We start from the raw sequence: 10,227 nt of genomic DNA on the forward strand, positions 1-10,227 counted from the left end.
GCAGGCGTGGCGTCGACTAGAAGTCGAAGCGGACGCCGACCTGGAACTGCCGCGGCGGCTGCGCGGCATTGATCGTGCCGAACGCCACATCGTTGGCGTTGACGTTGGGGTTGGCCAGGTTGACCGTGTTGAACAGGTTGAAGCAGTCGAAGATCGGCGTCAGGTTGTAGCGCCCGCCGAACCGGAAGTTCTTGCGGAACGACACGTCCATCTGCTGGAAGGCCGGGCCCTCGATCATGCCGACCGTGGCCGAGCCGCGCCGGTCTTCCGGCGGGTTCGAGAACGCCGACGTGTTGAACCAGCGGAGCTCGTCGCCGTCGATGTCGATCTCGCCGCCGAGGTACTCGGCACGGCGTCCGCCGATGGACGAGTTGCCGGTCGGCGTGAGGTACGAGCCCGACTGCCAGCGGTACTTGCTGCTGGCTTCCCAGCCGCCGAGGAACGCCTCGAGGACGCCGCCGCGGTCCCGCAGCCAGGGAAGGCGGTAGGTCAGCGTGTTGATGAAGGCGTGGCGGCGGTCGAAGGTCGCCGGACCGTAGAAGAAGTCCAGGTCGTCGGCGCCGTCGACCGTGTCGTTGTCGCCATTGCCACTGGCGTTGGTGAGCGTGCGACCGAGCGTGTACGACACCGTGAACTGGAAGTTCCCCGTGCGCTTGGCCGCGTACAACTGCATCGAGTGGTACTGCGAGCTCGCGTCGCTGACGCGCATGCGGATGGAGGAGAAGCCCTTGTACGGACGCAGGAAGTTCTCCGACACGCGCTGCGCCGCCGGCAGCGCCGCGTTGGCGCGCAGGTCGTCGAAGCTGGCGCGGTTGATGTCGGGCTGACGGATCAGGCTGCGGCCCGTGTTGCCGACGTAGGTGGCCTCCACGAAGTACCCGCGGCCGAGCTGGCGCTGCACGCCGACGCTGTAGTTGGTCTGGTAGGGCAGCGTCAGGTTGGGGTCGATGGCGTTGATCGTCCCCACCGCACCGACGGCGCCGGCAGCGCCGCTCGAGGGGTTGGCCATGTTGAAGTTCTCGTAGACCGTGTTGGCGAGCACCGGCGGCAGGTTGAGCTGCGAGAACACCACGTTCCCTTCGGGCTTGTCGTAGAACAGGCCCACGCCGCCGCGAATGGCCGTCTCGGGGTTGAGCGAGTACGCGAACGAGAAGCGCGGCATGAAGAGGTGCTGCGCGTCGTAGAAGCCGCGCGGTGCGCCGAACGGAATGCGATTGTAGTCGCCGCCCGTGACGAACTCGACGCGGCCCTGCTGATCCTCGGGGATGCTGTCGCCAGCGATCACGAGCCCGTTGAACCGGTTGCCGACGCCGGGCACCAGCAGGCCGTTGGTCCTGACGATGACGGCCTGGTTCGGGTCGTAGCGCGACGGGTCGAAGTTCGCGAGGTTGTTGCCCGACGTGTAGGTCGGCGTCGAGTACTCGTAGCGCAGGCCGAGCTCGAGGCTCAGGTTGTTGCGCACGCGCCACGTGTCGGAGACGAAGCCCTGGTAGGTGGTGAAGCGGAAGAACCCGACCGGGTCGGCCGAGGCCTCGTCGTACGTGCGGAAGTTGCCGAGCAGCATGTCGGCCACGGCGTTGCTGGTGCTGTTCGGGTTGCCTCCGGCGTTGAAGTTGGCCGACCCGAAGTAGTTGGCGCGACCGTTCTGGTCCTTGCGGTTGCGCGAGATGGCGACACCGGTGCGCACCGAGTGGTTGCCCTTGATCCAGGTGACGGTGTCCTGGAAGGTGATGTCGGTCGTCGGCGACAGCAGCGCGAAGGACGGGCCAGTGATGCCGGCAAAGCCCGCCACCGACGCGTTGGGGATGCCGCCGGAGACGAACCCGGGCTCGTTGAACAGCTCGGGATACTGGAAGCCGAAGGTGTCGCGCAGCCAGAAGTCGCCGACCGGCTTGATGCGCTGGCCGTTCCACGACGCGCCGACCTTGGCCTCGTTGATGAAGTTGGTGCTCAGCACGTACGTGTGTCCGACCTGATAGCTCGTGCCAGGCCGCGACCGGTCGGTCGGGACGGTCGGCATGGCGGCGCCGGAGAACGTGCCGAACGGCTCGATCAGGTTGTACTCGTCGTGGATGTACCGGCCGTAGAGGCGCTGCTTCTGCGTGGCCTGCCAGTCGATGCGGATGATGTCCTGCCGCTGCTCGAACGGGTTGTACTCCTGGAAGACCGTGTTGTTGGCCGTCGGCGTGTCGGTGAACGAGGCCGCCTTGCCCTGCATCGCCCGGTAGATGTTGGCGAACGCCCGGCCGTCGGTCGTGATGCGGTTGCCCGGGATCACATTGCCCGGGAACTGCTGCCCCGTCTGGGGATCGCGCAGGATGCCATCGTCGGCCGTCCCGACGATGTTGTCGGCGCCGCGCAGCCGGAAGGAGAAGTCGCCGTTCAGCTCGGCTGTCGTCGGCAGCGTCTGGCGCGTCGGGTTGGTGAAGCGGTTGATGGTGCGGTACTGCTGGCCGCCGAAGAAGAACAGCTTGTTCTTGAGGATCGGGCCGCCGAGGGCGCCCTCGAAGTTGCGGAACTCGAGGGGCGGCTTGGTGCGGTTGCCGTTGGCGTCGCGCGGCGCGAAGTAGTTCGGCTCGTCGAACTTCTCGTCGCGGATGTCGTAACGGGCGGTGCCGCGATAGCGGTTGGTGCCGCTGCGCGTCACGACGTTGACGACGGCGCCTGAGTTGCGGCCCTGCTCGGCGGAGAAGTTCGAGGTCTGGATCTTCACCTGGTCGATGAAGCTCAGGCTCACGTTGTTGATCTGCGAGCCGTTGGAGCCGGAGTCGAGGTTCGACGTGCCGTCGACGGTGAGGTTGTTCGTGTTGCCGCGGTTGCCGTTGATCGACTGGCCGGTCACGCTCAAGCTCGTGGCGAGCGCCAGCGGGTCGAAGTCGGTGGCCACGGCCCCGGGAATGAGGGTCGCGAGCTCGAGGTAGTTGCGGCCGTTGAAGGCCAGGTCCTTGATCTGCGTCTGGTCGATGGTTCGGGCCACCTCGCCCGACGTGCGGTTGACCACCTCGCCAGCGACCGCCGTGACCTCGACCGACTCGGTCAACTCACCGACGCCGAGGGCGAAGTCCGTAGTGATGCGGGCGTCGGCGCCCAACTCGATTCCCGTCTTCTGCTGTCGACGGAAGCCCTGCAGCTCGGCGGTGACGCTGTAGGCACCGACCGGCAGGCTGGTCACCGTGAACAGGCCGTTCTCGTCGGTGACGACCGTCCGCGACAGCCCGGTGTTCTCATTGAGGATGGTGACCGTGGCGCCAGGAAGGACACCGCCCGAGCTGTCAGTGATGTGGCCGTCGATACGGCCCGTGATGTTCTGGGCGAAGCCAGGGAGGCCGCCGAGGCCGACAATGAGGCAGGCGTACGCGAGCGTGCGCAAGAGGCGTTGGGCACGGAATCGCAAATCAAGCGACATCATGACTCCTTAGTGACCTAGTGGTCTGACAAGTTGCTGGCCTATAGTCAGTCCGTCACAGAACGATGTCAATTGCGAAAACACTGCGTGGCGTCTGCCACAGGCTGTTGCGTTTTTGCCACGGTCACCCCGGATCCATCATGACTCCATCACGCGCTCACCCTACAGGCGGCCAGCGCGCACCGTGTGTCTGCCCGGTGAGACAGCCGTAGCTGCCGGACGCGCCCGACGCTCAGCGGGGATCACTGACCGTCGACCTGAAGGTCGACGGCTACGTACCCTCACTCCGCTGCCGACTGCCGACTGCCGATACGTGCCTAGAGGCTGTTGGTGCGCAACTGTTCGAGCAGGTGGTCGCAACTGCGCACCGTCAACGCCATGATCGTGAGCGTCGGGTTCTGGCAGGCGATGGAGGGGAAGCCGGCGCCGTCGGTGACCAGCAGATTCGGAAGGGCTGCGGGCGGGGTTGCCTGCAGGGAGGGCCGGGTGTCCCACCCGGCCGTGAATGGTCAGCGGCGCGGTGGGACACCGCGCCCTCCCTCGTACCCGGTACCCGGTACCCGGCTGTGCCTAGACGTTCCCCTGCTTCATCTCCTGCAGCAGGTGATCCATCGAGCGCACGGTCAGCGCCATGATGGTGAGCGTCGGGTTCTGGCACCCGCCCGAGGTGAAGCCGCTCGCGTCGGTCACCAGCAGGTTGGCGATGTCGTGCGTCTGCTGGAACTGGTTCAGCACGGAGTTCTTCGGGTCGGCGCCCATGCGCGCGATGCCCATCTCGTGGATGCCGTAGCCCGGTACGCGGTCGAGGAAGAAGAACGGGCGGATGTTCCGGCCCCCGGCGGCCTCGAGCATCTCGGCGGCCGCGTACCCCATGTCGGGGATCATCTTCTTCTCGTTCTCCTTCCACTCCATCGAGATGCGCAGCACGGGGATGCCGAACGCATCGACGACGTTGGGGTCGATCGAGACGTGGTTGTCCTCGTAGGGCAGCACCTCGCCGAAGCCGGCGAAGCGGAACTCGGTGAGGGCGTTGTCCTTCACGGCCTGCTTGTAGGCAGCGCCGAAGCCGGGCGCGGCGAAGTTGAAGCCCGCCGAGCCGCCGCCCTGGTACCCGTAGCCGCGCAGGAAGTCCTTGTGCTTCGCTTCACCGGGTCGGTTGCGGAAGCGGATCGCGTAGGTGCCGTTCGGCCGGTTGGGGCCGTTCACGCTCGGCTTGGTCGGGTGCTCGGGGAACTCGGCCGAGGCGCCGCCAGCGACCCACGTGTGATCCATGAGGTACTTGCCAAGGGCGCCGCTGCTGTTGGCCAGGCCGCCGGGCGCGCTGTTGAGCATGATGCGCACCGACTCGAGGGCCTGCGCGGCGAGGATGACGACGCGCGCGTTGACTTCCTTGACCTGCCGCGTCGTGCGGTCGATGTACGACACGCCGCGGGCCTTCTTGCCCGTCGCGTCCATCAGCACCTGGTGGACCATCGCGTTCTGGACGAGCGTGCACTTGCCGGTCTTGAGCGCGTCGGCCACCGTGGTGAACGCCGAGTTGAAGTAGGAGTGCGTGGCGCAGCCGCGCTCGCACGGACCGCAGTAATGGCAGGCCGCCCGGCCGTTCAGTGGCTTGGTGATATTGGCGGCGCGGCCGATCGTGAGAGTGCGGTTGAAAGCCTTCTTCAGCACGCCACGCACGTGGTGCTCGGCGCAACTCATGCCCATCGCCGGGTGGAACTTGCTGTCGGGCAGCAACGGGTCGTTCTCGGCCTGGCCCGAGATGCCGACGTAGTCCTCGACGAGGTCGTAGTACGACTCGAGGTCCTTGTACGAGATGGGCCAGTCGATGCCGTGCCCGTCGAGACTCGCCGCCTTGAAGTCGTAGTCGCTGAAGCGGTAGCTCTGGCGGCCCCAGACGTTGGTGCGCCCGCCGATGACGCGGGTGCGGCCCTGCCACGAGAACGGCTTGCCGTTGGGCGTGGTGTAGGGCTCCTCGTTGTCGTTCACGAACCAGTCGTAGTTGTACTCGGTGCAGGCGTAGCAGTCCTTCTGGCGCGACCGCGTCTCGCGGATCCGGTCGTTGGCCCGGTTCCGGTAGTCGAGCGCGTAGGCGGGGACATGCTCCTTGTAGTCGGCATCGGTCAACGCGCGACCGGCATCGAGCATCAGGACGTTGACGCCGGCCTCCGCGAGGCGCTTGGCGGCCCAGCCGCCCGAGGCGCCCGAGCCCACCACGATCACGTCGTACGTCCGACCTGCTGCATCACGAGAGGCTTGCGCCACGTGCCTGGCTCCTGGCTGAAAGAAGAAATCGCGGCAGCATAGCGATTCGCCACAGAGTGGGTCAAATCCGTCCCTGCGCGCGAATCCCTGTGGTATCGTTCGCCCACTACACGCCCCTCCTGGAGGAGATGTCGCGCATGAAGGCAGGACGCACGTTGCCGGTCATCCAACCCGCGCCCGAGACCGGGCTCTCGCGCCGAACGGCGCTGCAGACGCTGGCTGCCAGCTTTGGCGCGTCGCTCGCGGTGCCCGGCGTGGCCAGTGCCGACGAACACCCGGTCCACAAGCACTCGGCGCACGTCGCCGAGCAGGCGAAGAAGCCGGCGACGCGGGCGGCGGCTCCCTTCAAGCCCGCGACCTTCGACGCGCACCAGTTCGCGACCGTCGTGGTCGTGTCGGACCTGATCGTTCCTGGCGCCAAGGCGTCCGGCACGCCGGAGTTCCTGGACAAGTTGCTCACGGTGGAGTCGGCCGAGACGCGGCGCCGCTTCATCACCGCCCTCGGTGCGCTCGACGGCGCGGCCCTCAAGACCAGGCAGAAGCCGTTCAAGGACCTCGCGCCCGCCGACCAGGTCGCGTTGCTCACCGAGGCGTCCAGCGGCAAGCCGAGCATGGAGATGCCCTCCTGGAAGAAGGGCGATCCCATTCCCGTGCCGATGCCCGCGCCGGGGCCGGCCACGCTCCGTGATCACTTCGACCACATCAAGGGCTGGGTGTCGGGCATTTACTTCGCCTCCGAGCCAGGCCTGAAGGAACTCGGGTACACGGGCAACGTGTTCCACGAGAAGTACGAAGGGTGCACGCACGAGGGCAAGCACGCCTGACGCATCCCGGCGGCGACGCGTCGCCCGTCAGCTGGCGCGCGTGCGGCGCGCCAGCGACCCCTTCGCCAGGGCCCGGAAGCTGCGTGTCGTCCGCAAACCGTCGTGACGCCGCAGGGCGGCCGCCGGCTCGCTGGCGAGGTCGAACAGGCTGAGCTGCGGCCCGTCGGCACTCAGGCCCGTGGCCACCAGGCTCACGCGGACGGGCGGGTCGCCGTACTTCCAGAGCCGGGCGGCGAGCGCCCGCGCGGCCGGCGCGAGGTCGGTGCGCTGGCGCGCCGCCTCCCGTAGCGTCAGCGTCCGGCCTCGGAACCGCTGGTCGGCCCCCATCACCCGCACCGTCAGCGCATGCGCGAAGGCGCCGATCTGGATGAGGCGCTGCGCCATCTGGTCGGCGAGGTGCTCCGCCGCCAACTGCACGTCTTCCGATCCGACCGGCGATCCCAGCGCGATGGCACGCGTGAGGCTGCGGGGCAGCGCGGTGCTTGCGAGCGCCCGCGGTTCCTCGGCCCTGGCCATGCGCCAGGCGGCAGCCCAGCCACTGCCGATGGCCGCCTCGGCCTCCGGCGGCGCGAGGGCTGCCAGGGCACCGATGGTGTCCACACCTTGTTCGGCGAGTCGTTCACGCGCGGCGCCCGAGAGGCCGGGGAGCCAGCGCATGTCGAGCGGGGCCAGGAAGCGCTGGTCGTAGCCCGGCAGCACTTGTAGCAGCCCCGAGGGCGCCACCAGCGACGCCGCTACTGCTGCCGCGACCTCGGTGTCGGCCAGGCCTGCGGCCGTGGAGAGGCCCAGGTCGTCGCGGATGGCCCGCTGCATGGCGTCGGCGGCCGCAGCCAGGGCCCCCGCCTTGATCGCGGAGGCCGGGATCACGGCGCGGTCGATGGACACCCAGTCGACCTCGGCGCACCAGCGACGGACGAGTTCATCCAGCATCGAGGCGGTTTCGGCGTAGCGATCCAGGATGCCGGGGACGAAGCGCGCGCCGGGTGCGAGTCGGGCCGCCTCTCGCAGCGGCTGCCCCGGGCGCACCCCGGCGGCACGCGCGACTCGGCAGGCGGCCACGACCTGGCCGGGCCCCTCGGCCGAGCCTCCCACGATGAGCGGCACGTCGGCGGGCAGACCTTCCCAGCGCCGTTCTACATCGACGACGAAGTCCGGGAGGAGGAGAGTGAGGAGCGTGGCCATCGGCAGTCCCTTGTGCAGACGCGTGAACGCAAAGAAAGGGCGAAGCTGATCGGCGCGGGTCACGAGGCGCAATGACGTGTGTCGCCTCGTGGAAGTGACGCGGCCGAGCCCGGTACGGGGGACGGACGCGCCTGGGATGTGGAGTCTGACAGAGGAAGTCAGCGTTCAGAATTCAGAATGGAGCGACCCGCGGACAGGGTCCGGCAGGTCTTCATCGAGAACTCTTCAGTCCGACTGGCTCAGTGAATCGGGTCGCCCGACCAGCCCGGCGCGCCCTGCTTCTGGGATTCGCCGAACGCGCGGAGATGCTCCTGCAGCGCCGCAATCATCGTGGGGATGAACGGCACCGGGACCACGACCTTCACCTTCACGGGCGCGGGGACCACGTGGTCGCGCTCGGCCTGTTGCACGTCCTGCGGCGAGAGCGGCTGGACCTCGCAGAACGTCAGGGTGAAGTCGAACGGGGTGTTCGCCACCGCACAGAAGTTGGCGTACACGCGCGGCACGTCGGGCGCGTCGGCCGGGACGATGGTGAAGTTGATCTGCCGGGACTCTGGCGGAGGCTGCTGGCTCATGGCGTCAGTATCGCCGCATCACGCCGATCACCACGCCCTGCACCTGCACCTCGGCCGCCGGCACGATGATTGGCGCCATCGTCGGGTTGGCCGGCTGCAGCCGCACCTGGTCGTTCTCCTTGTAGAACTTCTTGAGCGTCACGTCCGACCCGGCCAGCAGGGCAATGACCATCTCGCCATTGCCGGCCGTCTTGCGGTCCTCGACGATGACGAAGTCGCCGTCGCGGATTTGCTCGTCGATCATCGAGTCGCCCTTCACCCGCAGCACGTACGTGTCGCGCTTGCCGACGAGCGCCTCGGGGACCGTGATGGTCTCGCTGCTGGTGATCGCCTCGATCGGGCGCCCCGCGGCCACATAGCCGAGCAGCGGCAGCTCGAGGGCGCGACCGCCGATGCGCGCGGGAATGAGCTCCACCGACCGGCTGCGGTTCCAGGCCCGCTTGATGAACCCCTTCTCCTGCAGGTTCGTCAGGTGCTTGTGGACGGTCGCCAGCGACGACAGCCCGAAGCGTCGACCGACTTCCTCCAGACTCGGCGCATAGCCGTGCTGCTGGATGAAGTCGTTGAGATAGTCGAGGATCTCGCGCTGGCGTTTCGTGAGCGGCTGCACGATGGGGATCTCCGGAGCACCGGCCGCGGAACGGTCCGACAGTGGACCGGCGCGACGATGGCCGGAGCGTATGCAAATAAAAAGCGAAAGTCAAGCGTGCCGGCCAAATCGCCGGTGCTAGACTCCAAACGGCAGTGGCATTCCTACAGCAGTCCTCGCACACGGCCCTCCGCAGGCTCCTGTCGGGCGTGCTCATCACGCTCGGCTTGCTCGCGAGCGTCGCGGCGCCGCTGACACCCCGCGTCGTGGCGGCCGCGCGTGTGCAGGGCTCGCTCGCGCTGGCCGATCGCATGCAGGGGAAGCTCGAGTCGGTGGTGCGCTTCGGCGCCATCCCGCGCCTCGAGACCCAGAGCACCGTGTTCGAGGAAGGGGAAGTGAACGCCTACCTCGAGCACCACCTGCGCAGCGAGATTCCCCCGGGCATCATGGCGCCGACGTTGCGCATCCTCGGCGACAACCGGTTGAGCGCCACGGCCACGCTGGACCTCGACGCCATGAACGCCAGCCGACCGCCGAGCGAGGGCTTCGATCCGCTGCGGGTGCTCAAGGGCAGCCTGCTCGCGAAGGTCAGTGGGCGCCTGGTCACCGAGCAGGGCAGCGGGCGCTTCGAGCTCGAGACGGCCGAACTCGGCGGCATCCCGCTGCCACGCGCGCTGGTCTCGCAGCTCGTGTCGCGCTACGACGTCAACATCGACGCCCCCTTCGACCTGCCGTCGTCCATCCGCGAGATCCGGGTCGAGCCCGGGCAGGTGACCGTCCTGCAGTGACGCAGGCCGACCCACTCCTGGCCTCGCTGGCGACCCTTCCCGGCGTCGGGCCGACGCGTGCCGCGGCCCTCGCGTCGGCCGGGCTGCGCACGGTCGAGGACCTCCTGCTGCGGTTCCCGCTCCGGTACGAGGACCGCGGCCACATCGTGCCGATCGGGTCGCTGCGACCAGGCACCGCGACGGTCGCCGGGGAGGTCGTCGAAGCGCAGGTGAAGCCGACGCGCCGCCCGCGCTTCACCGTGTTCGAGCTGGTGATCTCGGACGCCTCGGGCACCGCCCGCGCCGTCTTCTTCAACCAGCGCTTCCTCGCGCAGGTCTTCCGCGTCGGTCAGCGCGTGGTGCTGCACGGCAAGGTGGAGTGGACCAGCCTCGGGCCGCAGTTCCAGGGGCCGCAGTACGAGCTGATCGACGTGTCGGTCGTGGACGAGCGCGGAAGCGTCCACACGGGCCGCATCGTGCCGGTGTACGAGCGTGTCGGACCGCTCACGCCGAAGCTGCAACGCGACCTCGTCGCCCGCGCGCTCGATCGCCTGCCCGAGGCGATCGTCGATCCGCTGCCGCAGGACGTGCGTCGTGCCCGCGGCCTGCCGTCGCGCCG

At 68.2% G+C, this 10,227-nt stretch carries 8 protein-coding genes; 3 read left to right on the forward strand and 5 right to left on the reverse strand.

Translation table 11 applies throughout. The features are described from left to right. Positions 1 to 16: 16 nt before the first annotated feature. Entirely contained in the window at positions 17 to 3,406 is a 3,390-nt protein-coding gene (locus tag ACIRDX_RS17030; protein WP_396626635.1) for a carboxypeptidase regulatory-like domain-containing protein, read from the reverse strand. Positions 3,407 to 3,976: 570 nt separating this feature from the next. Further along, positions 3,977 to 5,671, reverse strand: coding sequence for a GMC family oxidoreductase (locus ACIRDX_RS17035; RefSeq protein WP_396626636.1), 1,695 nt, complete (start codon positions 5,669 to 5,671; stop codon positions 3,977 to 3,979). Positions 5,672 to 5,808: 137 nt separating this feature from the next. Here ACIRDX_RS17035 and ACIRDX_RS17040 point away from each other — a divergent pair, with 137 nt between their 5' ends. Further along, on the forward strand, positions 5,809 to 6,495 hold the full coding sequence (locus tag ACIRDX_RS17040; protein ID WP_396626637.1) for a gluconate 2-dehydrogenase subunit 3 family protein: 687 nt from the start codon (positions 5,809 to 5,811) through the stop codon (positions 6,493 to 6,495). A 27-nt stretch (positions 6,496 to 6,522) separates the two neighbouring features. On the opposite strand, the gene ACIRDX_RS17045 is transcribed toward ACIRDX_RS17040, so the two are convergent. From ACIRDX_RS17045 to lexA, 3 genes are all read right to left on the reverse strand, one after another. Beyond that, positions 6,523 to 7,677, reverse strand: a complete 1,155-nt coding sequence (locus ACIRDX_RS17045; RefSeq protein ID WP_396626638.1) for a hypothetical protein — start codon at positions 7,675 to 7,677, stop codon at positions 6,523 to 6,525. Positions 7,678 to 7,916: 239 nt separating this feature from the next. Then, a complete protein-coding gene (locus ACIRDX_RS17050) occupies positions 7,917 to 8,252 on the reverse strand; it encodes a DUF3467 domain-containing protein (protein WP_396626639.1) in 336 nt (111 codons plus the stop codon). A gap of 4 nt (positions 8,253 to 8,256) precedes the next feature. Next, entirely contained in the window at positions 8,257 to 8,862 is a 606-nt protein-coding gene (gene lexA, locus ACIRDX_RS17055) for a transcriptional repressor LexA (RefSeq protein WP_396626640.1), read from the reverse strand. A gap of 134 nt (positions 8,863 to 8,996) precedes the next feature. Between lexA and ACIRDX_RS17060 the strand changes: the two genes are divergently transcribed. Together ACIRDX_RS17060 and ACIRDX_RS17065 are read left to right on the forward strand one after the other, a co-directional pair. Beyond that, on the forward strand, positions 8,997 to 9,629 hold the full coding sequence (locus ACIRDX_RS17060; RefSeq protein WP_396626641.1) for a hypothetical protein: 633 nt from the start codon (positions 8,997 to 8,999) through the stop codon (positions 9,627 to 9,629). Beyond that, positions 9,626 to 10,227, forward strand: a 602-nt coding sequence (locus ACIRDX_RS17065) for an OB-fold nucleic acid binding domain-containing protein (RefSeq protein ID WP_396626642.1), incomplete at its 3' end; no start/stop codon positions are given. The genes ACIRDX_RS17060 and ACIRDX_RS17065, both read left to right, overlap by 4 nt.

This window comes from Luteitalea sp. (assembly GCF_044337415.1).
In the GTDB taxonomy this organism is placed as follows: domain Bacteria; phylum Acidobacteriota; class Vicinamibacteria; order Vicinamibacterales; family Vicinamibacteraceae; genus Luteitalea.

Coding starts and splice junctions, on each gene's coding strand:
- ACIRDX_RS17030 (WP_396626635.1), bottom strand. CDS start 3,406: ATGTCGCTTGATTTGCGATTCCGTGCCCAACGCCTCTTGCGCACGCTC.
- ACIRDX_RS17050 (WP_396626639.1), bottom strand. CDS start 8,252: ATGAGCCAGCAGCCTCCGCCAGAGTCCCGGCAGATCAACTTCACCATC.
- ACIRDX_RS17040 (WP_396626637.1), top strand. CDS start 5,809: ATGAAGGCAGGACGCACGTTGCCGGTCATCCAACCCGCGCCCGAGACC.
- ACIRDX_RS17045 (WP_396626638.1), bottom strand. CDS start 7,677: ATGGCCACGCTCCTCACTCTCCTCCTCCCGGACTTCGTCGTCGATGTA.